We start from the raw sequence: 24612 nt of genomic DNA, 5'->3' as shown, positions 1-24612 counted from the left end.
GGGCTCAACCAACGGAGACCGGCGATGATCAAGGCCTTCGTCGTCGACAATGATCGCCTGCGCCTCGCCGACGATCTCGTGGCCAATGGCGATCAGGTCGTCTGGGCCGACCTTCTCAACCCGACCAAGGAAGAAGAAACAACGATCGAGACCTGGCTCGGCGTTGCCATCCCGACGCGCGAGGAGATGGAGGAGATCGAGATTTCGAGCCGCCTCTACATCGAGGACGGCGCCTACTTCATGACCGCCACCTTGCCGGCGCAGACCGAAATCGATGATCCCTTGATGTCACCGGTTACCTTTGTGCTTGCCGGCCCGAGACTGGTCACCATCCGCTATCATGAGCCGAAGGCGTTCAAGACCTTCCCCCTGCGCGCCGAGAAGGTGGCGACAGGCTGCACCACCGGCAACACCATCCTGATCGGCCTGCTGGAGGCGATCGTCGATCGCCTAGCCGATATTCTCGAACGCGCCGGCCGTGACATCGAGACGATCTCGCGCGACATCTTCGAGGCGCGGTCGACCAAGGTGAACAAGCGCAATCGCGATTTCCAGGAACTGCTCAAGGCCATAGGCCGCAAGGAAGACATTGCCTCCTCGATCCGCGACAGCCTGATCTCGCTGCAGCGCCTCACCGGCTTCCTTGCCCACGTCGCGACCCAGATCAAGATGAGCAAGGACGTCCGCGCCCGCATCAAGACAGTATCGCGCGACGTGCTGTCGCTCGCCGACCATGCCACCTTCCTGTCGCAGAAGATCTCGTTCCTGCTCGACGCGACGCTCGGCATGATCTCGATCGAGCAGAACGCCATCATCAAGATCTTCTCGGTCGCCGCCGTCATCTTCCTGCCGCCGACGCTGGTGGCTTCGATCTACGGCATGAATTTCGACGTCATCCCGGAGCTGAAATGGGAGCTCGGCTATCCCTTCGCCATCGGCCTGATGATCCTGTCGGCGATCCTGCCGTTCTGGTATTTCCGCCGCCGCGGCTGGTTGTAGGCCCAATAGAATTCGCTTGACCAAACGCCGCCCGGACGGCATCCGGATGCCCGGTGATCGTACAACCGGATTGAGATCATGACCGCAAAAAGCTGGGCCTACGAGGATTTCACCGAGGGCGCATCGATCGACCTCGGCGCCAAGCAGGTGAGTGCGGCCGAAATCATCGAATTCGCCACCGAATTCGACCCGCAGCCGATGCATCTCGACGAAGCCGCCGGCAAGGCCAGCATCCTTGGCGGCTTGGCCGCCTCCGGCTGGCACACCTGCGCGATCTTCATGCGCATGCTGTGCGACGCCTTCCTGCTCGACTCGACCGCGCAAGGCGCGCCCGGCATCGACCAGGTCAAATGGAAGAAGCCGGTGCTGGCCGGCGACACACTGGCCGGCAGCACCAGCGTGCTTGCCAGGCGCCTGTCGAAATCCAGGCCTCAGCTCGGCCTCGTCACCTTGCGCAGCGAACTGTTCAACCAGCGCGGTGAAAGCGTCTTCGAACTTGAGAACACTGTCATGTTCTTGACCCGCGAGGCCGGCGCATGAGCCTCGACGCGTTCTTCCGCATCGGCGATACCATCAACCTCGGTTCGCACACATTCGAAACCGAGGCGATCAAGGCGTTCGCCTGCAAATACGATCCACAGGTCTTTCATGTCGACGAGGAGGCGGCGAAGAAAAGCGTGTTCGGCCGCCTCTGCGCCTCAGGCTGGCACACCGCGGCCACCTGGATGAAGCTCAATCTCAAAAATCCTATGGACGCTTCTCAATGGACCGGACCCGGCCCGGTACCAGAATTCGGCCCCTCCCCCGGCTTCAGGAACCTGAAATGGCCAAAGCCGGTCTATGCCGGCGAAACCGTCACCTTCACCCGCACGGCCGTCTCCCACCGCCCGCTGGCCAATCGCCCCGGCTGGCGGCTGCTCGCGCTGCGCTCGGAAGGATTCGATTCGACGGGCGACAAGGTGCTGGAGTTCGACAGCGCGGTGCTGGTGAAGGCTGGGTAGGGCTAGGGTTTAGGCAGTAGGGATTAGGCAGCAGTGGGTGCTGCGCCTTGCACGGAATGCGGAGCTTCCTCCCTACTCCCTACTCCCTACTCCCTACTCCCTACTCCCTACTCCCTACTCCCTACTCCCTAATGCCCCTCAAACCCGATCAACGTCCGCACCGGCACGCCCAGCGCTTCGAGCTTCGCCCGTCCGCCGAGATCCGGCAGGTCGATGACGAAGCACGCGGCAAGAATATCGGCGCCGATCTGCCTCAGCAGCTTGACCGCCGCCTCCGCCGTGCCGCCGGTCGCGATCAGGTCGTCAACCAGGATCACCTTCTCGCCCGGCGCAACGCCGTCCTTGTGCATCTCCATCTCGTCCAGCCCGTATTCCAGGCTGTAGGCGACGCGTACCGTCTCGTAAGGCAGCTTGCCCTTCTTGCGGATCGGCACGAAACCGGCCGAAAGCTGGTGCGCGACCGCACCGCCGAGGATGAAGCCGCGTGCCTCGATGCCGGCGATCTTGTCGATCTTCTGCCCGGCATAGGGATGCACCAGCTCGTCGATGGCGCGGCGGAAGGCGCGCGCATTGCCGAGCAAAGTGGTGATGTCGCGAAACAGGATGCCGGGCTTGGGGTAGTCCGGAATGGTGCGGATCGCGGCGAGCAGCGTGTCTTCGAGCGAGGATTTCATGGGTCGAGATTACCTGAAACGGAGGTTGTTGCGCGACAATTGTTCGATCGAACTGCAGCCCATCAGCTTCATGCCGCGCTCGATCTCGATCCGCATCTGCTCCAGCGCCCGCTCGACGCCCGGCTGTCCGGCCGCCGCTAGCGGGAACAGGTAATAGCGGCCGACGCCAACAGCCTTGGCGCCGAGCGACAGCGCCTTCAGCACATGGGTGCCGCGCTGCACGCCGCCATCCATGATGACGTCTATTCTGTCGCCGACGGCATCGACGATCTCGGCCAACTGGTCGAACGCCGCCCGCGAGCCGTCCAGCTGCCGGCCGCCATGGTTGGACAGCACAATGCCGCTGCAGCCGATCTCGACGGCGCGCTTGGCATCCTCCACCGACATGACGCCCTTGAGACAGAACGGACCTCCCCACAGTCTGACCATCTCGGCAACATCGTCCCAGGTCATCGACGGATCGAGCATCTCGGTGAAGTAGCGGCTGATCGACATCGTGCCGCCGCCCATGTCGACATGCTCGTCGAGCTGCGGCAGCTTGAACCCCTCATGGGTGAAATAGTTGATTGCCCAGCCCGGCTTCAGCGCGAACTGCAGCATGCCGGCAAGGTTGAGCTTGAAGGGGATGGCAAAGCCGGTGCGCTTGTCGCGCTCGCGGTTGCCTCCGGTGATGCTGTCGACGGTCAGCATCATCACTTCGACTCCAACCGCTTTCGCCCGCTGCATCATCGCCCGGTTGAGGCCGCGATCCCGGTGGAAATAGAACTGGTAGACCTGCGGGCTGCTGGTGATCTTGCGCGCTTCCTCAAGACTGACAGTGCCGAGCGAGGACACGCCGAACATCGTGCCGAATTTGGCCGAAGCCTTGGCCACCGCGCGCTCGCCTTGATGATGGAACAGCCGCTGCAAGGCGGTCGGCGAGCAATAGACGGGCATGGCCAGCTTCTGGCCCATCACCGTCACCGACATGTCGATCTCGCTTACCCCGCGCAGCACGTTGGGAACGAGGTCGCAGCGCTCGAAGCTCTCGGTGTTGCGGCGATAGGTGACCTCGTCGTCGGCCGCGCCATCGATGTAGTTGAAGATTGGCCCAGGCAACCGCTGCTGGGCCATGCGCCGGAAATCGGAAAAGTTGTGACAGTCGCGTAGCCGCATCATCGATCCCAAATGCCCCTTTAGCCCGCGATCCGCCGGGCGCGCGTGCAATACCAATCGCATGGCGCCGTGCCAACGGACTTCTTACTGGACGGCTGCTGCGCCAAGATGCGAACCATGCCCGGTTTGGCAAGCAAAAAGGGCGTCCGAAGACGCCCTTTCCATTTCCGAGGAATAAGATGCGGCTTAGTGCGCCACGCCTTCCCACACCTTGCGCTTGGTCAGATACATCAGCGCCCCGAACAGAAGCAGAAACACCAGCACGCTGAAGCCGGTCTTCTTGCGGTCTTCCATATGCGGCTCGGCCGCCCACATCAGGAACGCCGAGACGTCGCGCGAATACTGGTCGATCGTCTGCGGCGAACCGTCATCGTAGGTCACCTGGCCGTCGGAGAGCGGCTTGGGCATCTTCAGCGACACGCCGGACATGAAGTATGGATTGTAGTGGGTGCCTTCGGGGATCACCATGCCGGCAGGTGGCGTCTCGTCGTAGCCGGTCAGCAGCGAATGGATGTAGTCCGGGCCGCCCTGCGCATATTGCGTGAAGATATCGAAGACGAAGCGCGGGAAGCCGCGCTCGACGCCGCGCGCCTTGGCTAGCAGCGACATATCCGGTGGGGCAGCGCCGCCGTTGGAAGCGGCAGCCGCCTCCTCATTGGCGAACGGCGCCGGGAAATGGTCGGACGGCTTGCCCGGGCGGTCGAACATGTCCCCGGCATCGTTGGGTCCATCATGGATGGTGTACTCGGCCGACAGGGACTTGATCTGCGCTTCCGAATAGCCGAGGTCCTCCAGCGTGCGGAACGCCACCAAATTCATCGAGTGGCAGGCCGAGCAGACTTCCTTGTAGACCTTCAAGCCACGCTGCAGCTGCGCCTTGTCGTAGGTGCCGAACGGACCGGCAAAAGTCCAGTCCATCTCCTTCGGCTCGTGGATCGGGAAATGCGTCGGTGCCGCCGCGTTGTGCGCCTCTTCAGCGGCGATCGCCACACTGCCGACGGCTCCGATGCCAGCGGCAAACACGCCTAGCAGGGCGAGCGAGGTGAGAATCTTTTTCATGCCAAATCCCCTTAGATTCTCACTCAGCCTTTGGTTTCCGGCGCGGCGGTCGCACCGGCCGGATGTCCCCCTCCGGCACCCTTGTTCTTCTCCAGCACCGCCTCGGTGATCGAATTCGGCAGTCTGCGTGGCGTCTCGATCAGGCCAAGCACCGGCAGGATGACGAGGAAGAAGGCGAAGTAGAACAGTGTCGCCGCTTGAGCGTAGCCAACGTAGTTGCCCGAGACCTCACCTATCAGGAGGGTCAACAGACCGCCACCTTCCGCCGGCTGCGAGCCAAGCCAGCCAAGCAGGACAGCGTCGGCGACGAACAGCCAGAAGAACAGCTTGTACCAGGGCCGGTAGACCGCCGAGCGCACCTTGGAGGTGTCGAGCCACGGCACCAGGAACAGCATGACGATGGCGCCGAACATGCACAGCACGCCACCGAGCTTGGAGTTGATCGGCCCGATGTTGAAGGTGATCGCGCGCAGGATCGCGTAGAACGGCAGGAAGTACCATTCCGGCACGATGTGGGCCGGCGTCTTCAGCGGGTTGGCGATCGTGTAATTGTCCGGATGGCCGAGAAAGTTCGGCAGGTAGAAGACGAAATAGGCGAAGAAGAACAGGAACACGATCATGCCGAATGCATCCTTGATGGTCGCATAGGGCGTAAAGGCAACGGTGTCGGTTTTCGATTTCACCTCGATGCCGGTCGGGTTCGACTGGCCGACCACATGCAGCGCCCAGACGTGCAGCACGACGACGCCGGCAATCATGAACGGCAGCAAATAGTGCAGCGCAAAGAAGCGGTTGAGCGTCGGGTTGTCGACGGCGAAACCGCCGAGCAGCAGTTCCTGGATCCAGTTTCCGACCAGCGGAATGGCGCTGAAGAAGCCGGTGATGACGGTGGCGCCCCAGAAGCTCATCTGACCCCAGGGCAGCACATAGCCCATGAAGCCGGTCGCCATCATCAGCAGATAGATGATGCAGCCGAGGATCCACAGCAGCTCGCGCGGCGCCTTGTAGGAGCCGTAATAAAGCCCGCGGAAGATGTGGATGTAGACGGCGACGAAGAAGAACGAGGCGCCGTTGGAATGCATGTAGCGCAACAGCCAACCGGAATTGACGTCGCGCATGATCTTCTCGACCGAATTGAAGGCGAGATTGGTGTCGGCGGTATAGTGCATGGCGAGCACGATACCGGTCAGGATCTGCGCCACCAGCATGATCGTGAGGATGCCGCCGAAGGTCCACGCATAGTTGAGGTTGCGCGGCACCGGATAAGCGATGAAGCTGTCATAGATCATGCGCGGCAGCGGCATGCGGGCGTCGAACCAGCGTTCGATACCGGTCTTGGGCGTATAGGTCGAGTGTCCCTCGCTCATCGAAATATCCCCTGCCTCAACCGATAAGGATTTTGGTATCGGAAATGAACTTGAATACCGGCACGGCCATGTTTTCCGGCGCCGGGCCTTTACGGATGCGGCCGGCGGTATCGTACACCGAACCGTGGCACGGGCAGAACCAGCCGCCGAAATCGCCTTCCTGGCCAAGCGGAATGCAGCCCAGATGCGTGCAAACCTGCACCATCACCATCCAGGCTTCCTTGCCGGGCGTGGTGCGGTTGGCGTCGGTCGCCGGCGCATCGGCGGGCAGATTGGCGTTGCGGGCAATAGGATCCTTGAGGTCGGCAAGGTTCACGGCCTCGCCGTCCTTCATCTCCTGCTCGGTGCGGTTGCGCACCACGACCGGCTTGCCGCGCCATTTGACGATCAGCGACATGCCAGGCGTCAGCGAGGCGACGTCGACCTCGACCGAGGCCAGCGCCAGCGTCGAGGCATCGGGGCGCATCTGGTCGATGAAGGGCCAGGCAACGGCGCCTGCGCCAACCACTGCGGCCATGCCGGTGGCGACGTAGAGAAAATCACGACGGTTGGGATCCTGGGTGTCGGTTGCGCTCACGGGTGCCTGATCCTTTCGCCTCTTCCGAGCCGGCGGCCGAGCTTTGTCCCCGCTCCATCGCGCCGGCCCGACAGCGCATGGCGAACAAGCTAGCGAATTCCTCCGGCATTTGGATTTCGGTTTATGCGTGAAGCCCGTTTTTGTCCAGCGGGCTGAGGCCACAAGGGCAGATTGTCGCGGGCGTTCCGCACGAAGAGAAATTTGACGAGCTTGGCCGAATGTAGCAATATGTCTACATCTTCCGGATGGAGGTGTTGATATGAATATCTCGACGAAGACGATAACCATCATGTCGAGCCGTGAATTCAACCAGGACACGGCGCATGCCAAACGGGCAGCCAAGAACGGGCCGGTCATCATTACCGACCGCGGCAAGCCCTCCCATGTGCTGATGTCGATGGAGGAATATCAGCGTTTAGAGAAGAAGCCGAGAAGCCTCGCGGACGCGATTGCCGATGATCGCCCCGAAGCAGATTTCGACTGGGAACCACCTCGCCTGGAAGGACCGTTTTTCAAGATTCCCGAACTCGACTGATGTTCATTCTTGACACCAATGTCGTTTCGAATCTGCGTCGTCGGGACAAGGCCGATCGCAACGTTTTGGCCTGGTCAGAGACCCACGACATCGCCAGCTTTTTCATGTCGGTCATTTCGATCCTGGAACTCGAAATCGGAACATTGCTCTTGTCGAGGAAGGATACTCGCCAGGCCACCACGTACCGTGAGTGGTTGGATCAGACACTCATTCCACAGTTTGACGACCGGATATTGAGCATAGACACGGCTGTTGTCGTGCGTTGCGCAAACCTCCACGTTCCCGATCCAAAGCCGGAGCGCCACGCCCTCATAGCCGCTACCGCGCTCGTCAAAAACTTGACAGTCGTGACTCGCAACACCAAGGATTTTGAAGGCACCGGCGTGAAGCTTTTCAACCCTTGGATACCGACGAAGGGTTAGAGGCTATGGCACACATCATCGACCGCGAGACCTGGACCAGGACGCCCGGCCGCTGGCAGGGCGAACTGCAATGCGGCGCCTACGGCTCCAACTCCTGCCTGATTTTCAACTATCAGGAAGAGATTGGCGGCGGCCCGCGCCTGCACACGCATCCCTATTGTGAGATATTCATCATCCGGCAAGGCACCGGCCTGTTCACGATCGGCGACCAGCAGATCGAGGCCACGGCCGGCCAGATCCTGATCGTGCCGCCCGATACGCCGCACAAATTCACCAATCTTGGCCCAGGCCCGTTCGAAACGACCGACATCCACGAAAACGGCAGCTTCATCACCGAATGGCTGGAATGAATTTTGCCGGCTGATGACCTCTAGCTTGCACCGAGCCTGACCAGCACGGCCCTTGGGATATCGTATTCGCGGATGACCGACTCATGCCGGCGCAGGCCGCAGAGTTCACGCTGGATGAAATAGGCGTGCACCGCTGCGGCAGCCTCCTTGAGCAGCCGCGGTCGCTGCTCCTCGTCGTCGTTGTTCTGACGGAGCTTGGCCAGCGTTTCCTCGACCCGTTGGCCGGCACGGCCGAGCGCTGCGGCCTTTTCAGCCAGTATCTCATGGCCGAGGGCGTCGAACGCGGCTTCGGCAGCCGAGGCGCCTAGGGATGGCGGATGCAGTGACATCTCAGCCTCCTTTTCTGTCTTGAGAGAGCATCATGCGGTGCGTGACGAATTCTTCGCTCACCACCGGCTGGAAACCAAGCCGTTCATAGAAGCCAAAGGCTTCTTGTGGCGCGCGGGTATTCAGCACGGCAAAATGCTGACGTGCCCTGTCAATGACGGTCTCGACCAGCATGCGGCCAATGCCGCTGCGGCGATGACGCGCGCTGACGAACAGGTGCCTGACCCGGCCGTGGTCCCTGCCTTCGAAATAAGGATCGATGTTCAACCCGCACACACCAGCGAGTTCTCGGCCATGCCATGCGCCAAACAGCGCCTCGCCTCGTTTCAGGAACTTGTTGCGGCCGCCTGCCCAGCCATCCGCCAGACGCACCAGCATCCAGTAGCCCTCCAGCCGGCTCTCCTCCTTCAGCGCGTCGAAGGCCGGCGCGGTTGGCCGCAGCCGCTTGAGGACGTAGCCGACATCAGGCGACCCTGCCATGCCCTACTCCGCCGGCCGCGCCTCTTCCAGCACGCTGTCCTCGTGGTAGAGGAAACCGCCGGACTGCCGCTTCCACAGCCGCGCATAGAGCCCGTCGCGTGCCACCAACTCGTCATGCGTACCCTGTTCGACGATGCGGCCGTCGTCCAGCACCACCAGCCGGTCGAGAGCGGCAATGGTTGACAGCCGGTGGGCGATGGCGATGACCGTCTTGTTCTCCATCAGCCTGGCCAGATTCTCCTGGATCGCCGCCTCGATGTCGGAATCGAGCGCCGAGGTCGCCTCGTCGAGGATCAGGATCGGCGCATCCTTGAGGAAGACGCGGGCGATCGCCACGCGCTGGCGCTGGCCGCCCGACAGTTTGACGCCGCGCTCGCCGACAAAAGCCTCGTAGCCGGCACGGTCCCGGTTGTCGCGCAGGCCCAATATGAAGTCGTGCGCCTCGGCCTTCTTCGCCGCCGCAATCACCTCGGCATCGGTCGCATCGGGCACGCCGAGCTTGATGTTGTCGCGCAGCGAGCGGTGAAACAGGGCCGTGTCCTGGCTGACCACGCCGATATTGGCGCGCAGCGAATTCTGCGTCACCTCTGACACGTCCTGCCCGTCGATGGTGATCTGTCCGCTCTCGAGGTCGTAGAGGCGCAGGATGAGGTTGGCGAGCGTCGTCTTGCCCGCGCCCGACGGCCCGACCAGCCCGACCTTCTCGCCCGGCTTGACGATGAGGTCGATGCCGTTCAGTACGCCGAACCCTTTGCCGTAATGGAATTCGACGTTCTTCACATCTATACGGCCGCCGGCGACGACAAGCTCCTTCGCATCGCGCGCATCGACAAGGCCGAGCGGCTGCGAGATCAGCGCCTTGGAATTTTCCAGCACGCCGAGATTTCGCAATATGCCATTGAGCTGCATCATCACGCGTCCGAGCAGCATGTTGAGCCGCAGGACCAGGGACAGCGTGAAAGCGACGGCGCCGACGGTGATCGACCCTTCGACCCAGAGATAGACGGCAAAGCAGCCAATCGCGGTGATCATGATGCCCGACAGCGTCGTCAGCGCCATGCGCACGCCGGTCAGCCGGCGGGTGAAAGGCCGCAGCGCATCGAGATAGATGTCGAAGCCGTTCCGGATGTAGCGGTCGTCGCCGTCGGCCGAGAACAGCTTCAGCGTCTGGACGTTGGAATAGGAATCGATGATGCGCCCATTGATCATCGAGCCCGCTTCAGCCGTGGCCTCGGCATGCCTGCGGATCGAGGGCAGATAGAGCTTGGCCAACCAGGCGAAAGCGAGAATCCAGATCACCACCAGCACGGCCAGGCGCAGATCCAGCCCGGCGACCAGCGCCAAGGTCGTCACCGTATAGATGAGCATGAACCAGATGACCTCGATGAAGCTCTCCATCAGGTCGCCGGTCGCCTGCCCCGCCTGCCAGACTTTTGTCGCGATACGGCCGGCGAAATCGTTCTGGAAGAAAGTGTAGGACTGCCGCGACACATGCCGGTGCGCCTGCCAGCGCACCAGATTGTAGAAGCCCGGCGTGATCGTCTGTTCGTTGACCAGCGCCGACAGGCCGACGACGACGGTGCGGATGACCAGCACCACTGCGATCATGAAAACAAGCTCAGGCCCGGCGGCGGTCCACAGCGCGTGCCAGCTGCGCTCGCCAGGAAGCTGGTCGAGAATATCGACCAGCCGCCCGACGAAGTAGAACAGCCCGGCCTCGATCAGCGGCGCGATGCCGCCGATGACCAGCATGGCGAAGAAGGCGAACTTCGCCTGGCCGACATAGTGCCAGAGGAAGCCGCCGACGCTTGACGGCGGCCGAAGGTCCGCCGGCTCCCTGAACGGATAGACCCAGTTCTCGAACCAGCGATAGACGGCTGTCATCATGCTGACGTCATCACTCTGCGGCTTCACCCTTCACGCCGATATCGTTGGCAACAGCGTCATTGGCGGCATCGACCGGACCGTCGTCGAGCAGGAACCCGCCCGACTGGCGCTGCCAGAGCTGCGCGTAGAGCCCGCCGCTGGCGACGAGTTCCTCGTGCGACCCCTCCTCGATGACACGGCCCTTGTCGAGGACGACGAGCCTGTCCATTGCCGCGATAGTCGACAGCCGGTGCGCAATGGCGATGACGGTCTTGCCTTGCATGAGCTTGTAGAGATTCTCCTGGATGGCGGCCTCGGCTTCGGAATCCAGCGCCGACGTCGCTTCGTCAAGGATAAGTATCGGTGCGTCCTTCAACATAACGCGAGCAATGGCGATGCGTTGCCGCTGGCCGCCGGACAATTTGACGCCGCGGTCGCCGACATGAGCGTCGAGCCCTTTACGTCCGGTGTGATCCGAAAGCCTGCCGATAAACTCCAGCGCCTCGGCCCGCCCGGCTGCCTCGACAAGCATTTCCTCCGTCGCATCGGGCCGCCCGTAAAGAATGTTGTCGCGCACCGAACGATGCAGCAGCGAAGTGTCCTGCGTCACCATGCCGATCTGCGCGCGCAGCGAATCCTGCGTCACCGAAGCGATCTCCTGGCCGTCGATCAGGATCCGGCCGTTCTCGAGGTCGTAGAACCGCAACAGGAGATTGACCAGCGTCGACTTGCCCGCACCCGAGCGCCCGACAATGCCGACTTTCTCGCCGGGCTTCACCGTCAGCGACAGGTTCTCGATGACGCCCTTCTGCTTGCCATAGTGGAAACGAATGTCGTCGAAGCGGATCTCGCCCTTGGTGACGGCAATGTCCTTCGCCCCCGGCCGGTCTTCGACCAGGCGCGGCAGCGAGATCGAGGCGATGCCGTCTTGCACCGTGCCGATGTTCTCGAACAGGCTCGACATTTCCCACATGATCCACTGCGACATGCCCCACATACGGAGCACGAGGCCGATGACCACGGCGACGGCGCCGATCGTCACCGCCTGGCCGAGCCACAGCCACAGCGCCGTCGCCGTCACCGAAAACAGGAGCAGCGCGTTGAGGATATAGAGCAGGCCGTAAAGCACCGTCACCAGCCGCATCGACCGGTAGACCGTGTCGAGGAAGCCTGCCATGCCTTCTCTCGCGAACGTTGCTTCGCGCCGTGCATGGGAAAACAACTTGACCGTCTGGATGTTGGTGTAGCTGTCAACGACGCGGCCGGTCATAGTCGAGCGCGCATTGGCCTGCGCCTCGCCGACCTTGCCCAGCTTCGGGATGATATAGCGCAACAACCCGATATAGCCGAGCAGCCAGACGCCGAGAGGTGCCGCCAGCCGCAAGTCGGCCGAGCCGACGATGAACAGCATGCCGAGGAAATAGACGATGACGTAATTGAGCACCTCGATCACCTTGATGACGCATTCGCGCACGGCGAGTGCCGTCTGCATCAGCTTGGTGGCGATGCGGCCGGCAAATTCGTCCTGGTAGAAGCTCATCGACTGCTTCAAGAGATAACGATGCACCTGCCATCGGATGCGCATGGGGTAGTTGCCCATCAGCGTCTGCTGGTTGAGCAAAGAATGCAGCCATACCGTACCCGGCAGCGCGAACAGCACGACGAAGGCCATGCCGGCAAGCTTCCAGCTCTCGGTCTGCAGGAAGGTTTCGCGGTTCTGCCCGGACAGCCAGTCGACGATGTGGCCCATGAAGCCGAACATCCACACTTCCGCGATGGCAATCGCCGTCACCAGCACCGCGTCGACGATGATGTATGGCCAGGCGCCGCGCGTATAATGCACGCAGAAGGCAACCAGCGTCTTCGGCGGCTCGACCGGTTCCGCTGCGGGGAACGGATCGAGCCTTCTTTCAAACCAGCTAAACATAGTGATGCTCACAAAACTTTTGTCCGCTCATGCGGCGCGGGAAAAATCCCCGGGGCGCTCCGCGTCCCCAGACCGTACGTCGGCGGGGACTGACGGCCCGGAATCACCCGGGCCATCGGTCCTGCTTCGCGCAATATAGGGACTTGCGGGCTTTTCACCGACAGAAGCCTTCGACTGAGCTGACGGCACGCCGCCGCCAGTCCGGTTTTTCGCGCCCGGCCGGATCAGCCGGATGATCCGGCGCACCAGCGACGGCCGGCTGTGGTCGGGAACCGCACGCGAGAAATCGACATCCGGCAACATGCCGCGATGCGGACGCCGGCGCGTCTCGGCATGAACCGCCGACGAATAGGTCTCGCCGACTAGCAACGCCCAGGTCGCCGTCTTGCGTTCGTGCAGGCTTCTTGAACCAGGTATCTTATAGGGATCGAACATCGGTCCGTCCTCCGTGTGAAAATAGACATAAAAAGGCGAAGCAATGTCGTGCGCCGGCCTTCGGCCGGAGGCACGGATTGCATCCGTCGGGACACGAGGATAGGCCTCGGTCGCGACATGCTCAGCTGGGGCTCTAGGCCCCTTTAACCGGTTGAAAAACATCGCAGGATTCCTTCAAGAGCCGAAAATTGGGTTCGGCGGGAATCGGTGCGATCAGATCTAAGAAATCAGGTAAATCGTCGTACCGAAACCGCCGGCAGGCAGGTAAGCCCACGGGAGGGGCGCAGGATGTGCATGGTCAGCATGAAATACCCCTCCATCGGTTCGGGTTGACAATGCGTGCGGTATAATCGACTTCGCAGAAAATGGCCACCCGCAGGTCCAGCAATTTCCAAAACCAGCCACCCGCTGTGGCCGATCTGCCACTTATTAGAAAGACGCGGAAATGAACCACCGTCTCCGCATCGCCCTCTACCAGCCTGACATCTCCGGCAACACCGGAACTATCCTGCGCTTCGCCGCCTGCCTCGGCCTTGGCGTCGACATCATCGAACCAGCCGGGTTTCCGCTCTCCGACAAAGCGCTCAAGCGCGCCGGGATGGACTACCTCGAAATGGCTGCCCTGACCCGGCATGTCGACTGGAACGCCTTCGAGGATTGGCGCAAGGGCCAAGCCTGCCGGCTGGTGCTGCTCACCACCAAAGCCGCGACCCCCTATACGGGCTTCAGCTTCGCCCAAGGCGACATCCTGCTGTTCGGCCGCGAATCCGCCGGCGTGCCGGATCCTGTCCATCAGGCGGCCGATGCGCGGCTGACGATCCCGATGCAGCCGGGCACGCGCAGCATCAACGTCGCGCTGTCCGTCGCCATGGTCGCCGGTGAAGCCATCCGGCAACTCGGCTAGAACCTTCAACGCGTTGTCGTCATCGCCAACGGCCCTTGCGTCTTGCATCATTCTCACCCAGGCGCACATCGCCTTCTCCTCAATTGCCCTATCGACATTTCCTGGCTACAAGCTCAACTTAAGTTGAGGTCAAGCGGAAAATCGAGATGGCTCCGGTAAAGGAATTGACGGTCGGCCAGTTGGCCATGCGTAGCGGCGTGGCGGTGTCGGCGCTGCATTTCTACGAGGCGCGCGGGCTGATCCGCAGCCACCGCACGTCGGGCAACCAGCGGCGCTATGGCCGCGACGTGCTGCGGCGGGTGGCGATCATCCGGATCGCCCAGGAGGTCGGCATCTCGCTGGCCGAGATCGGCGCCGCACTTGAATCGCTGCCAGAAGGCCGTACCCCGACGCGCGAGGACTGGAACCTGTTGTCGACCGGCTGGCGCGACGACCTCGATCGCAAGATCACTCAGCTAAAGAAGCTGCGCGACGGCCTTACCGACTGCATCGGCTGCGGCTGCATGTCGATCGACAAATGCCCGCTGCGAAACAGGGAAGATCGCTTGAGTGCGCAAGGGCCGGGCGCAAGGCGACTGCTTGTGGAATCCTAATCCGCCGCGGGCAGCCGCCGTATGGTGAATTCGATTACGTCGCCCGGCCGCTCGAACCAGCTTTCGATCTCGGTCCAGTAGGCCTGCTTGGGAAAACGCTCGAACCATTCCTTGGCCTTGAGCCGCGCATCCGGGCGCGGCAGGACGAAGGTCTCGCGCAAAAACCCGTCACGCGGCATGCGCTCGCGCTCGGCGCGTGAACGATCGAGCCTTTTCTTCAGGCCATGCAGCGGCGGTCTTGCCGGCGTGCGCATGAAAGAACTCCTGGGCCGAACCAGATGACACTTGACCCTTGCCCCTAAGAGATTAGGGATCGCGCCCGGAAAAGGCTAGTGGTCCGATTCCAACATTCGCCTCCCTAATCCCCAGGCGCCGTTGCGAATGTTGGAATCACAAGGACCGCTAGCAAGTTTATGTTTCTGGTGGAGTTTTCGAATTTGACATTTGCATCGTGCCCTGCGCCACGCTGTGTGCAAATGTCAAATTCACTCCACTAGGTCCTTTGTCGGCCGCGACCGGAGACAGCATTTTGGAACGACCAGAAATACCGGCAGGCCTGCCACCCGACATCGAACAGAAGAAAATGAAGGCCAGGCTCTGGTTCGAGACGCTGCGGGAGCGCATCTGCACCACCTTCGAGCAGATCGAGCAGGACTTGACCGGTCCGCTGGCCGAATGGTCGCCCGGCCGCTTCGAAAAGACGCCGTGGGAACGATACCATGGCAAGGGCGGCGGCGGCGCCATGTCGATGATGCGCGGCCGCGTCTTCGAGAAGGTCGGCGTCCATACTTCGACCGTCTATGGCGAATTCTCGCCCGAATTCAGGAAGCAGATGCCCGGCGCCGAGGAAGACCCGAGCTTCTGGGCATCAGGCATTTCGTTGATCGCGCATCCCTGGAACCCCAACGTGCCGGCCGTGCACATGAACACCCGCATGGTCGTGACGTCGCGCCACTGGTTTGGCGGCGGCGCCGATCTGACGCCGGTGCTCGACCGCAACCGCACGGAAGATCACCCCGACACGGTCGCCTTCCATCGAGCCATGCAGTTCGCCTGCGAGAAGAACGCTGCGATCGCCGACCACCCCAAATTCAAGGCCTGGTGCGACGAGTATTTCTATCTGCCGCACCGCCACGAGCCGCGCGGCGTCGGCGGCATCTTTTTCGACTGGCTGCATTCGGGGGAGGAGAAAGGCGGCTGGAATGCCGATTTGAACTTCGTCCAGGATGTCGGGCGTTCTTTCCTTGTCGTCTACGGCCACCTGGTTCGCGCCCATTTCAACGAGAACTGGACCGACGACGACCGCGACGAGCAGCTCATTCGCCGCGGCCGTTACGTAGAATTCAACTTGCTTCACGATCGCGGCACCATTTTCGGCCTGAAGACCGGGGGCAATGTCGCCTCGATCCTGTCCAGCCTGCCGCCGGAGGTCAGGTGGCCGTAAACTATCGGTGAGCGCAACGTGAGCCGCATTGACGTCCCATTCGCCGAATCTGGGCGGCCAATGTGGCATCGCCATTATCTTTTTCGTCTAATAGGCAATTGAAATAAAAAGACTATTTGTCGTTTCGGGCCGGGAAGCGCCGGCGGTTCAGTCCCGAACCGCGACACGACGCTACCGGACGGCCCTGAACAAGGCGGAGCATTTTCCAAACGGATGCCCGCATTTCCAGGAGTATTACATGCGAAAGCTCATTGTTTCGGCAGCCGCCGCTGCCCTTCTCGCTTCCGGTTCGGTCGCCTTTGCCGCGGTCAAGCACACCACCGGTACGGTCAAGACCTATGATGGCACGGCCATGAGCCTTGTTCTGGACGATGGATCCACCTTCACGCTGCCCCAGACCTTCAAGGATCCAGGCTTGAAGGCCGGCGAAAAGGTCCGCGTTTCCTGGGACATGAGCGGCAAGAACAAGGTTGCCGAGTCCGTCAAGATCGTGAAGTGATGGGGACAAGACCGAACGGTCTCGCCTTGGCTTAGCCTGACAAGAGGGGGCGGAGCAGCGCGGCTCCGCCTTTTTCGCACCCACGGCAACTAAAATGGTCGAACCGTGTTATGCTAGCTCCCCCGTGCGCGCCCCCGAAACCGACTGCTGTGACAGGGCGCGGAACAGGAGATGGCGGAGCTTCGTGTGCCCATGAGAGGCACATGCTCCAAGGAGGAAAGGAGAAAATCCCATGAAGGAATTCCATTGCGGCTCGCTGGTTCCCGGCTGTGAGTGGCACACGCGTGCCGGTGAGGAAGCCGAGGTCATGCGCCGCGCCGTCGACCATATGCGCGAGACACATGGCGAAACGGTCATTCGAGAGACGATGATCGAGGCGATCCGCTCGCGCATCGAGAAAGTTCGCGACGCGGCCTGAGCAGTCCTATCTGGCCTTCAAGGCTCCCGCGGCGCGCTCCAGCAGCGCGTCGCGATCGAGCGCAAAGCCGGACCCGATCCATTCCTTTTCCAGGTTTTTCAGGATCGCACCGAGTATTGGCCCCGGCGACGCGCCAAGCGCCGTCAGATCGCCGCCCTTGACTGGGAACACCGGTTTTTCCCATTTCAGCGCAAAAGCGAGCAGGCGCGAAAACCCGCCGGCCTGAACCAGCGCGTCATTGTCCTCGAGAGCCCGCGCTCGCGCCGACGCCAGCGACAGCCGCAGGCGATCGAGAAAACCCTGGCGCTCGCCGGAATAGAGTTTCTTGGCCAGTTCCGCTTCGCTTGTCTTGGGCTCGACGGCAGCCGTCAGCGCCCACTGGCGCAGGCGCTCCGCCTCAGTGGTCGAAAGTTTCAGCCGCTCGGCCAGTGTCTTCATCCGCGCCGCATCGGGCGGCACGATCGCCTCCAGCCTGAGCAGCGGGTCCGGCGCCCAGCCCAGATCCTTCTCTGTCTTGGTCAGCCCATGAATGGCATCGATGCCCCATTTCTCGCTTTCCGGCAGGGCGCTGGTGAGCACGCCGGCCTGGCGCATCCACAGCAAGGCGCGCGACGGATCTGGGGCCGATAACAACTTCTTCAGCTCGGACCAGATGCGTTCGGCCGAGAGATGGGCGAGACCGTCCTTGAGCCGGGCGCAGGCCTTCAATCCCTCGGCATCGGGCCGACCCTCGCCATACCAGGCGAAAAAGCGGAAGAAACGCAGGATGCGCAGATAGTCTTCGCGGATCCGCTGCTCGGCATCGCCAATGAAGCGCAGCCTTCGTGCCTCGATATCGCCGACGCCGCCAACCAGGTCGACCACCGTCCCGTCAGCCTCCGCATAGAGCGCGTTGATTGTGAAATCGCGCCGTTCGGCGTCGGCCTTCCAGTCGCGGCCGAACGACACTTTAGCGCGGCGGCCATCGGTCTCGATGTCGGCGCGCAGCGTGGTGACCTCATAGGGCGCGCCGCCGGCAATCACCGTGATCGTGCCGTGCTCGATGCCGGTCGGCACCGCCTTGAAGCCCGCCGCCTCGGCGCGGCGAACGGTTTCCTCGGGCAGGCAAGTGGTAGCAAGATCGATATCGGCGACCGGCTGCCCAATCAGCGCATTGCGCACCGCACCGCCGGCGATACGGGCTTCTTCGCCGCCTTGCGCCAGCACGGCAAGCAGCCGCTGGAGATGCTTTTCACCCAGCCAGTCGGCTCTGCGCGCCAGCGATACCGGATCACTCAAGCATAGAGCCTTTCATAGAGGGTGCGGAGGATGCCGGCGGTGACGCCCCAGATGCGCTGGCCGCCATAGGGCATATCGTAGAAGAACCATTCCAGATCGTTCCACATGCGGCTGTCCCTGGTGTGGTTAGCCGGATCCATTAGGAACGAAAGCGGCACTTCGAAGGCGGCATCGACCTCGTCGGAATTGAGCGACAGCGTAAAACCGGGCTCGACGACCGCCAGCACCGGGGCGATGCGATAGCCGCTGCCGGCGACATAATCGGGCATGCGGCCGATGATCTCGATGCGGTCCTGGCCGAGCCCGATCTCCTCGAAGGTTTCGCGCAAGGCCGCTGCTTCCGGGGTCGCATCGGTGGGATCAATGGTGCCGCCGGGAAAAGCCACCTGCCCGGAATGGCTGCGCAGTTTTTCCGCCCGCTTGGTCAAAAGCACGGTCGCATCGCGTCCATGATCGACGACCGGGATCAGCACCGCGGCGTCGCGCAGCGCTTTGAGCTGCGTCAACCGTGGATGGCCGGGGTTGAAGCGATGATCGCCATAATCGTCGCCGGCATGGGCTTCAGCTTGCGCCGCGACCCGCGCGCGAAAATCCGCTGTGGAAAACGGCGGCGGCCTCACCTGATCCATCATGCGCTCAGCCGCTTCAGTTTTTCCGCCGGCATGATCGGATAGATTTCGCCTTTCGAGCGCACGGCAAACATCGTCTTGCCGCCGATATCGATCTCCTCGCCATGCTCGACCAGTTCGTACATCACCGGCCGCGCCACCAGCGCTTCCAGCCGCCCGCGCACCAGCACATAGGGTTTTAGCCCGCCGGTCTCGTTCTCGTCGACGAAGCGCAGCGGATGGCCAGGCCCGGCCTCGACGACATCGCCGACATTAGTGCGGAAAGTGATGGTCTGCTCGGCGCCGGCGCCGGAAACATCCATTTCAACCGCGATGAAAGGCGCGTCCACGACGCGGATGCCGACCCGTTCGACCGGCGTCACCAGATAGGTCCTGCCATCCTCGTCCTTGCGCAGCACGCTGGAAAACAGCTGCACCAGCGGCATGCGGCCGATCGGCGTACCGAGATAGAACCACGTTCCGTCCTGTTTGATCTCCATGTCGAGATCGCCGCAGAAGTCGGGATTCCAGCGCTCCACCGGCGCCGCGCCCTTGCCGGCGCGAGCCGCACGCGAGATCAACGCTTCGAGACCGCGCGCCTCGGTTGCGGCAGCAAGGCTGTGTTCGCGATGTTCGGAGCGTTCCGTCATGGTCACGAAATAGTCACTGTTGTTCCGCTTGTCAGCCTAAGTCTGTGATTTAAATTCATTCGTAGGCGCCAGGCGAAGCCGAATCGCGGCATTCTAAGGCACTACAGTGCAAGCCGGTACTTCCAGCACAAGGATCGATGCGGCATGAGCGTAATGGTCAAGGAAAGCCCAATCAGCGAAAAGGACATGATCGCCCAGGCCGAGACGGCGCTGGCCGATATTTCCAGGGTGCGCGACGGCGTCGGCCGTGTCATTTTCGGCCAGGAAGTGGTGGTCGAGCGCACGCTGGTGGCGCTGCTTGCCGGCGGCCATGCGCTGCTGGTCGGCGTGCCCGGCCTTGCCAAGACCAAGCTGGTCGAAACGCTCGGTGTCGTGCTCGGCCTCGATTCGCGCCGCATCCAGTTCACACCCGACCTGATGCCGTCGGACATTCTCGGCTCAGAGGTGATGGAACAGGACGAGGCCGGCAAGCGCTCCTTCCGCTTCATCTCTGGCCCGATCTTCGCGCAATTGCTGATGGCCGACGAGATCAACCGCGCCTCGCCGCGCACCCAGTCGGCGCTGCTGCAGGCGATGCAGGAATATCACGTCACCATCGCCGGCATTCGCCACGACCTGCCCGCGCCCTTCCATGTACTGGCGACGCAAAACCCGCTGGAGCAGGAAGGCACCTATCCCCTGCCCGAAGCGCAGCTCGACCGCTTCCTGATGCAGGTCGACATCCTTTATCCCGAAATCGAGGCCGAGCGGCGCATCCTGCTCGAAACCACCGGCATCGAGGACGCCAAGGCGCAAAACGTGCTGCAGCCGGCGCGGCTGAGGGAAATCCAGACGCTGATCCGCCGTATGCCGGTGCCCGAAACCGTCGTCGACGCCATCCTCAAACTGGTGCGTTCGGCGCGTCCCGGCCAGGGCAATGCCGAGACCGACAAGCATGTCGCCTGGGGTCCCGGCCCGCGCGCCAGCCAGGCGCTGACGCTGTGCGCCCGTGCGCGCGCGCTTTATGACGGGCGGCTGGCGCCGTCGGTGGACGACATCCGCGCGCTGGCCGAACCGGTGCTGCAGCACCGCATGGCGCTGACCTTTGCCGCCCGCGCCGAGGGCACGACTGTGCGCGACGTGGTGGCGAAACTGGCCAAAGGAATCTGATGGCGCGTATCGGCGAAGTCCAGGCACCGGCAGCGACGCGCGACGCGCTCGCCAGGGGCCGGTTGCGGGCTTCGCTGGTGCCGGACCTGCTGGTCGAGGCACGCCGTATCGTCAATACGGTAATTGCCGGCTGGCATGGCCGCCGCAAGCGCGGCATCGGCGAGAATTTCTGGCAGTTCCGCCCCTATGTCGAAGGCGATTCCTCGCGCATCGACTGGCGCCGTTCGGCCCGGGACGACCACACCTATGTGCGCGACCGCGAATGGGAAGCAGCCCACACGGTGTGGCTTTGGGCCGACCCATCGCCCTCCATGCTCTACAAATCGACTGGCGCCAGCGTTTCCAAGGAATCGCGCGCGCTGGTGCTGGCACTGGCCATGGCCGAATTGCTATCTCGCAGCGGCGAGCGCATCGCATGGCCCGGCCTGACAGATCCGTTCACCGCCCGCAACGGCGCCGAGCGCATCGCAGCGCAATTGATGCACGCCGCGGACCTGCCAGCAAAGCCTGACCTGTCCGCCATCCGCCGCTTCTGCGACATCGTCGTCGTGAGCGATTTCCTCGACCCGGTCGAGGAGACCATGGAATGGCTCGATGTGCTGGCGCGGCATGGCGTGCGTGCGCATCTGATCGAGGTTGCCGATCCGGCGGAGGAGACCTTTCCTTATGCCGGCCGCACCGAATTCACCGATCCCGAGACCGGCGACAAGTTGACCGCCGGCCGCGCCGAAATGCTCGGCGACGAATACCGCCTGCTCTACACCGCCCGCCGCCAGGAGATGGCCAGCTGGTGCAAGCGCCTCGGCTGGAGCTACACCGTCAACCACACCGATCGCCTCGCTTCCGAGGCGCTGGTGCGCATCCACATGGCGATGACCGCCGATGGCGCATTCGTGGGAAGGGCCGGCGCATGAGCTGGCTGCCGCTCTCCTTTGGCGCTCCCATGGTGTTGTGGGGCCTGCTCGCGCTGCCGGTGATCTGGTGGCTGCTCAGGCTCACACCGCCCAAGCCGCAGTCCGAAATGTTTCCGCCGCTGAAGATCCTCGCTCGCGTGCTGAAGCGCGAGGAAACGCCGCAGCAGAGCCCGTGGTGGCTGACGCTGCTGCGGCTGTTGATGGCAGCCCTTGTCGTCGCGGCATTAGCCGAACCCGTTTTCAATCCGCGCGAAAAATTGCCGGCCGAGGGCGCCGCCCTGGCGCTCGTCATCGACAATGACTGGGCGAGTGCCGCCGACTGGGGCAAGCGCGTCGCCACCGCCCAGCGGCTGATCGGCGATGCCGGTTCGAACGGCGTACCGGTCGTCATCGCCTTCACCGCCGAAAAGCCGAACGCCGAGATCGGCCCCTTCGATGCCGCGGCTGCCCTCGACCGGCTGCGCGCCGCCAAGCCGAGGCCGATCCCAACCGACCGACCCGCCGTCTATGCCCGCGTCGCCGGCGTGCTGGAAACCTTGCCCGGCGCCAGCGTTGCCGTTCTCGCCGACGGCCTTGCGGCAAAGGGCGACGAGGCCGCCTTCAACACACTGCTGTCGAAAAATGCCGCCCGTGTCGTCTGGGCCAATTCCGACCGGCTGGCGCTGACTGGGCTCACTGGCGCCGAAAATCAGGTCGACGGCTTCGCCCTGACCGCCATCCGCGCGCCCGGCGACCCGGCGCCGGCACAAGTCACCGCCGGCGCCTTCGACGACAAGGGCCGCCGCATCGCCGACGCGACGCTGACCTTCGCGCCGGGTGAGACTACCGCCAGCGGCACGATGGCGGTGCCGTTCGAACTGCGCAACGACTTCGCCTCGATCGCGCTCGACGGCGAACGCCAGGCAGGTGCGGTGCGCGTGCTCGACGAAAGCTCCAAGCGCCGCCGCGTCGGACTTTTATCGCAGGCCGAGGCCGACCAGGCGCAGCCGCTTCTGTCGCCGCTCTATTACATCAGGCGCGCGCTGCAGCCTTTCGCCGATCTGGTCGAACCGTCGAGCGTCGATCTCGCCGACGCCATCCCGCAGCTTCTCGACCAGAAGCCGGCGATGATCGTCATGGCCGATATCGGTACCATTCCGCCGCAGGTCCATCAGCGGCTGGTCGACTGGGTCGACAATGGCGGCACGCTGGTGCGCTTTGCCGGTTCGCGGCTGGCCGCCGCCGGCAATGACGATGATCTGTTGCCGGTCAGGCTGCGCACCGGCGAGCGCTCGCTTGGCGGCGCGCTGTCATGGACGACGCCGCAGGCGGTGACCGAATTCCCGAAGAACGGCCCGTTCGCCGACCTCGCACCGCCGGCCGAGGTCACGGTGAGCCGGCAGGTGCTGGCCGAACCGACGCCGGACATCGTCGAACGCACCTGGGCAACCCTTGCCGATGGCACCCCGCTGGTGACCGGGTTGAAGAAGGGCAAGGGCACGCTGGTTCTGTTCCACATCACCCCGGAAGCGACATGGTCGACGCTGCCGATCTCCGGCAGCTTCGTCGAGATGCTGCGGCGCATCGTGCAGCTGTCGCGCAACCAGGGTGCGGCGGTTGCCAACGCCGAAGCCGCTGCTACGTCGCTGGCACCTTATCGCATGATAGCCGCCGACGGCACTTTGGTGCCGCCGACGCCGGACGCGCGACCGCTGGTCCCCGGCGCCGGCACGCTGCCGGTGACGTTCGAGAACCCGCCCGGCCTCTACGGCTCGGAAACCGGCGTTTTCGCCCACAATCTGCTCGAACCGGCCACCGCCTTCGCGCCGCTGGTGCGCCCGCAATTCACAGTGCCGGTGACCAATATCCAGTACGCTTTCGATGAATCGCGCGACCTCAAGGGATCGCTGGTCACAGCGGCACTTGCGCTTATGCTGCTCGACACGCTGGCGGTGTTCTGGATGGGCGGGCTGATGTCGCGCCGACCGCGCCGCGGCCGATCGGCCGCAGCAACGACGGCTGCGCTGCTGCTTGGTCTCGGCATGCTGTTTGGCCATGCCGACCTCGCCCACGCCGACGACGCCAAGCCCGGCGATGCCGCGGCAATCGAGGATATTGCCAAGACCCGCATCGCCTATGTGCTGACCGGTGTGCCCGGTGACGATTCGATCAGCCGCGCCGGGCTCGAAGGCCTGACCCGCTTCCTGATCGAGAAGACCGCGCTCGAGCCGGGCGCGCCGGCGGGCGTCGATATCTCGAAGGACGAGCTTTCCTTCTATCCGCTGATCTACTGGCCGATCGATCCTTCCGCGCCGATGCCGAGCCAAGCCGCGATCGCCCGCATCGACGCCTATATGCAGCAGGGCGGCACGGTGCTGTTCGACACGCGCGACCAGTTCGCCAACGGCATCGGTGCGGATTCGGCGAGCCCGGCGACGGAACGGTTGCGCGACATTCTCGGCAATCTCAACGTGCCGCCGCTGGAGCCGGTGCCCGCCGACCATGTGCTGACCAAATCCTTCTTCATCCTGCCCGAATTTCCCGGCCGCTTCTCCGGCAGCCCGCTCTGGGTGGAAGCCTCGCTCGAGGCCAGCAATGCCGAGAATCGGCCGGTACGCGTCGGCGACGGCGTCTCGCCGATCCTGATCACCGCCAATGATTTTGCCGGCGCCTGGGCCGTCGACGGGAATGGTGACCCGCTTTTGCCGACCGTGCCATCGGATCCGATGCAGCGCATCTATGCGCTGCGCGCCGGCGTCAACATCATGATGTACATGCTGACCGGCAACTACAAATCCGACCAGGTGCACGTGCCCATCCTGCTCGAACGGTTGGGGCAATAGGATTGCAGTATTGGCTAATTTCGTCTCGATCCTGTCTGGCGCCGGCGGCGCAGCCTCACCCTCACCCTCCCCCTTTTGGGGAGGGTCGGCTCGCTGTCGCAGCGAAGCGAAGACAGTGGGCCGGGGTGGGGGTGCAGCCAGCGCTCTGTCGCCTACCCC

28 protein-coding genes are annotated in these 24612 nt (G+C 63.1%); 14 read left to right on the top strand and 14 right to left on the bottom strand.

Annotation, left to right across the window (positions count from 1 at the left end):
* Positions 1-24: 24 nt before the first annotated feature.
* From corA to NKI37_RS04935, 3 genes are all read left to right on the top strand, one after another.
* The gene (gene corA, locus NKI37_RS04945) at positions 25-999 is read left to right on the top strand and encodes a magnesium/cobalt transporter CorA (protein WP_023701569.1); all 975 of its coding nucleotides are present in this window, start codon (positions 25-27) and stop codon (positions 997-999) included.
* Positions 1000-1077: 78 nt separating this feature from the next.
* Positions 1078-1539, top strand: a complete 462-nt coding sequence (locus NKI37_RS04940) for a MaoC family dehydratase (RefSeq protein WP_023670033.1) — start codon at positions 1078-1080, stop codon at positions 1537-1539.
* A complete protein-coding gene (locus NKI37_RS04935; RefSeq protein ID WP_023748156.1) occupies positions 1536-2000 on the top strand; it encodes a MaoC family dehydratase in 465 nt (154 codons plus the stop codon). Before NKI37_RS04940 ends, NKI37_RS04935 begins: the two co-directional genes overlap by 4 nt.
* A gap of 128 nt (positions 2001-2128) precedes the next feature.
* Here the strand turns inward: NKI37_RS04935 and NKI37_RS04930 are convergent, their stop codons facing one another.
* From NKI37_RS04930 to petA, 5 genes are all read right to left on the bottom strand, one after another.
* Positions 2129-2674 (bottom strand): adenine phosphoribosyltransferase, encoded by a 546-nt coding sequence (locus NKI37_RS04930; protein ID WP_013529989.1) that lies wholly within the window; start codon positions 2672-2674, stop codon positions 2129-2131.
* 9 nt (positions 2675-2683) lie between these two features.
* Entirely contained in the window at positions 2684-3829 is a 1146-nt protein-coding gene (locus tag NKI37_RS04925; protein ID WP_023821603.1) for an alpha-hydroxy acid oxidase, read from the bottom strand.
* 186 nt (positions 3830-4015) lie between these two features.
* A complete protein-coding gene (locus tag NKI37_RS04920; RefSeq protein WP_352789590.1) occupies positions 4016-4888 on the bottom strand; it encodes a cytochrome c1 in 873 nt (290 codons plus the stop codon).
* Between the two features lie 23 nt (positions 4889-4911).
* Positions 4912-6255: a cytochrome b gene (locus NKI37_RS04915; RefSeq protein ID WP_023683697.1), complete on the bottom strand. Its 1344-nt coding sequence runs from the start codon at positions 6253-6255 to the stop codon at positions 4912-4914.
* 16 nt (positions 6256-6271) lie between these two features.
* Positions 6272-6832, bottom strand: a complete 561-nt coding sequence (gene petA / locus NKI37_RS04910; protein WP_023670027.1) for a ubiquinol-cytochrome c reductase iron-sulfur subunit — start codon at positions 6830-6832, stop codon at positions 6272-6274.
* A gap of 259 nt (positions 6833-7091) precedes the next feature.
* Here petA and NKI37_RS04905 point away from each other — a divergent pair, with 259 nt between their 5' ends.
* From NKI37_RS04905 to NKI37_RS04895, 3 genes are read left to right on the top strand one after another with little or no spacing between them, the layout of a single operon-like run.
* The gene (locus NKI37_RS04905) at positions 7092-7367 is read left to right on the top strand and encodes a type II toxin-antitoxin system Phd/YefM family antitoxin (RefSeq protein WP_023701566.1); all 276 of its coding nucleotides are present in this window, start codon (positions 7092-7094) and stop codon (positions 7365-7367) included.
* Positions 7367-7789: a type II toxin-antitoxin system VapC family toxin gene (locus tag NKI37_RS04900; RefSeq protein ID WP_352594782.1), complete on the top strand. Its 423-nt coding sequence runs from the start codon at positions 7367-7369 to the stop codon at positions 7787-7789. Before NKI37_RS04905 ends, NKI37_RS04900 begins: the two co-directional genes overlap by 1 nt.
* Before the next feature lie 5 nt (positions 7790-7794).
* On the top strand, positions 7795-8139 hold the full coding sequence (locus tag NKI37_RS04895) for a cupin domain-containing protein (RefSeq protein ID WP_023701564.1): 345 nt from the start codon (positions 7795-7797) through the stop codon (positions 8137-8139).
* Positions 8140-8159: 20 nt separating this feature from the next.
* Here NKI37_RS04895 and NKI37_RS04890 read toward each other — a convergent pair whose 3' ends face one another.
* The 5 genes from NKI37_RS04890 to NKI37_RS04870 are packed head-to-tail and all read right to left on the bottom strand — an operon-like array spanning position 8160 to position 13174.
* Positions 8160-8468 (bottom strand): DUF6665 family protein, encoded by a 309-nt coding sequence (locus NKI37_RS04890; protein ID WP_023701563.1) that lies wholly within the window; start codon positions 8466-8468, stop codon positions 8160-8162.
* Position 8469: 1 nt separating this feature from the next.
* Positions 8470-8946, bottom strand: a complete 477-nt coding sequence (locus NKI37_RS04885; RefSeq protein WP_352789594.1) for a GNAT family N-acetyltransferase — start codon at positions 8944-8946, stop codon at positions 8470-8472.
* 3 nt (positions 8947-8949) lie between these two features.
* Positions 8950-10833, bottom strand: coding sequence for an ABC transporter ATP-binding protein (locus NKI37_RS04880; protein ID WP_352789597.1), 1884 nt, complete (start codon positions 10831-10833; stop codon positions 8950-8952).
* Between the two features lie 10 nt (positions 10834-10843).
* Positions 10844-12739, bottom strand: a complete 1896-nt coding sequence (locus NKI37_RS04875) for an ABC transporter ATP-binding protein (protein ID WP_023701561.1) — start codon at positions 12737-12739, stop codon at positions 10844-10846.
* A 27-nt stretch (positions 12740-12766) separates the two neighbouring features.
* Complete coding sequence (locus NKI37_RS04870; RefSeq protein ID WP_023705916.1) at positions 12767-13174, bottom strand: hypothetical protein; 408 nt, start codon at positions 13172-13174, stop codon at positions 12767-12769.
* A 445-nt stretch (positions 13175-13619) separates the two neighbouring features.
* On the opposite strand from NKI37_RS04870, the gene NKI37_RS04865 reads away from it, so the two are divergent.
* Both NKI37_RS04865 and soxR read left to right on the top strand, forming a co-directional pair.
* Positions 13620-14078, top strand: a complete 459-nt coding sequence (locus NKI37_RS04865) for a tRNA (cytidine(34)-2'-O)-methyltransferase (protein ID WP_023751254.1) — start codon at positions 13620-13622, stop codon at positions 14076-14078.
* Between the two features lie 146 nt (positions 14079-14224).
* On the top strand, positions 14225-14671 hold the full coding sequence (gene soxR, locus NKI37_RS04860) for a redox-sensitive transcriptional activator SoxR (RefSeq protein WP_023691595.1): 447 nt from the start codon (positions 14225-14227) through the stop codon (positions 14669-14671).
* On the opposite strand, the gene NKI37_RS04855 is transcribed toward soxR, so the two are convergent.
* The gene (locus tag NKI37_RS04855) at positions 14668-14925 is read right to left on the bottom strand and encodes a hypothetical protein (RefSeq protein WP_023683688.1); all 258 of its coding nucleotides are present in this window, start codon (positions 14923-14925) and stop codon (positions 14668-14670) included. The genes soxR and NKI37_RS04855 overlap by 4 nt on opposite strands.
* Positions 14926-15200: 275 nt before the next feature.
* On the opposite strand from NKI37_RS04855, the gene hemF reads away from it, so the two are divergent.
* From hemF to NKI37_RS04840, 3 genes are all read left to right on the top strand, one after another.
* Positions 15201-16115 (top strand): oxygen-dependent coproporphyrinogen oxidase, encoded by a 915-nt coding sequence (gene hemF / locus NKI37_RS04850; protein WP_352789601.1) that lies wholly within the window; start codon positions 15201-15203, stop codon positions 16113-16115.
* 238 nt (positions 16116-16353) lie between these two features.
* On the top strand, positions 16354-16614 hold the full coding sequence (locus NKI37_RS04845; protein ID WP_352789604.1) for a DUF1344 domain-containing protein: 261 nt from the start codon (positions 16354-16356) through the stop codon (positions 16612-16614).
* A gap of 232 nt (positions 16615-16846) precedes the next feature.
* Positions 16847-17032: a DUF1059 domain-containing protein gene (locus NKI37_RS04840; protein ID WP_023670013.1), complete on the top strand. Its 186-nt coding sequence runs from the start codon at positions 16847-16849 to the stop codon at positions 17030-17032.
* Positions 17033-17038: 6 nt separating this feature from the next.
* Here the strand turns inward: NKI37_RS04840 and NKI37_RS04835 are convergent, their stop codons facing one another.
* From NKI37_RS04835 to NKI37_RS04825, 3 genes are read right to left on the bottom strand one after another with little or no spacing between them, the layout of a single operon-like run.
* The gene (locus NKI37_RS04835; RefSeq protein WP_352789605.1) at positions 17039-18310 is read right to left on the bottom strand and encodes a CCA tRNA nucleotidyltransferase; all 1272 of its coding nucleotides are present in this window, start codon (positions 18308-18310) and stop codon (positions 17039-17041) included.
* Positions 18307-18939, bottom strand: coding sequence for a CoA pyrophosphatase (locus NKI37_RS04830; RefSeq protein ID WP_352789679.1), 633 nt, complete (start codon positions 18937-18939; stop codon positions 18307-18309). Before NKI37_RS04830 ends, NKI37_RS04835 begins: the two co-directional genes overlap by 4 nt.
* Positions 18939-19568: a DUF1285 domain-containing protein gene (locus NKI37_RS04825; protein WP_023670010.1), complete on the bottom strand. Its 630-nt coding sequence runs from the start codon at positions 19566-19568 to the stop codon at positions 18939-18941. Before NKI37_RS04825 ends, NKI37_RS04830 begins: the two co-directional genes overlap by 1 nt.
* Before the next feature lie 144 nt (positions 19569-19712).
* On the opposite strand from NKI37_RS04825, the gene NKI37_RS04820 reads away from it, so the two are divergent.
* Genes NKI37_RS04820 through NKI37_RS04810 form a run of 3 tightly spaced genes read left to right on the top strand, consistent with a single transcriptional unit; the run spans position 19713 to position 24453 of the window.
* Positions 19713-20717, top strand: coding sequence for an AAA family ATPase (locus NKI37_RS04820; RefSeq protein WP_023754586.1), 1005 nt, complete (start codon positions 19713-19715; stop codon positions 20715-20717).
* Entirely contained in the window at positions 20717-21631 is a 915-nt protein-coding gene (locus tag NKI37_RS04815) for a DUF58 domain-containing protein (protein ID WP_023683683.1), read from the top strand. The genes NKI37_RS04820 and NKI37_RS04815 overlap by 1 nt, the downstream gene beginning before the upstream one ends.
* Positions 21628-24453: a DUF4159 domain-containing protein gene (locus NKI37_RS04810; RefSeq protein ID WP_352789608.1), complete on the top strand. Its 2826-nt coding sequence runs from the start codon at positions 21628-21630 to the stop codon at positions 24451-24453. The genes NKI37_RS04815 and NKI37_RS04810 overlap by 4 nt, the downstream gene beginning before the upstream one ends.
* Positions 24454-24612 lie beyond the last annotated feature (159 nt).

This window comes from Mesorhizobium sp. M0626 (assembly GCF_040320665.1).
Classification (GTDB): domain Bacteria; phylum Pseudomonadota; class Alphaproteobacteria; order Rhizobiales; family Rhizobiaceae; genus Mesorhizobium.
This window is presented reverse-complemented; position numbering and strand designations above follow the sequence as displayed.